At 57.5% G+C, this 266-nt stretch carries 1 protein-coding gene; it reads right to left on the bottom strand.

Annotation, left to right across the window (positions count from 1 at the left end; translation table 11 throughout):
- Positions 1–50 precede the first annotated feature (50 nt).
- On the bottom strand, positions 51–266 hold a 216-nt coding region (locus P9217_RS30225; RefSeq protein ID WP_278088334.1), incomplete at its 5' end, for a hypothetical protein.

The following is a 266-nucleotide window of genomic DNA, read 5'->3' as shown; positions in this document are numbered from 1 at the left end:
GGCGGCGGAAGGTGGTGGTCATACCTTGTAGAGCCCTTTGCTGCTGCCCGTCACTTGCTTGCGCTTGCCCGGCGAATTGCACGCTCGAGTCGAGAGGGAAACGTTAAGCCGTCGGTTGCCCATGAGCCAGGCGCCCACAATTGGGCGAAGGCTGTTACTACTGCAATCGTCATCCGGCTGACTGCTGCTTTGACCGTTTCGATGTTCGCTGCGTCCATGCCCAGAACCATACACACGCCCGGTTCACTGTGCAAGTTATTTTTCAC

Origin of the sequence: Mesorhizobium sp. WSM4989 (genome assembly GCF_029625795.1) — a bacterium.
Taxonomy (GTDB): Bacteria; Pseudomonadota; Alphaproteobacteria; order Rhizobiales; family Rhizobiaceae; genus Mesorhizobium.
This window is presented reverse-complemented; position numbering and strand designations above follow the sequence as displayed.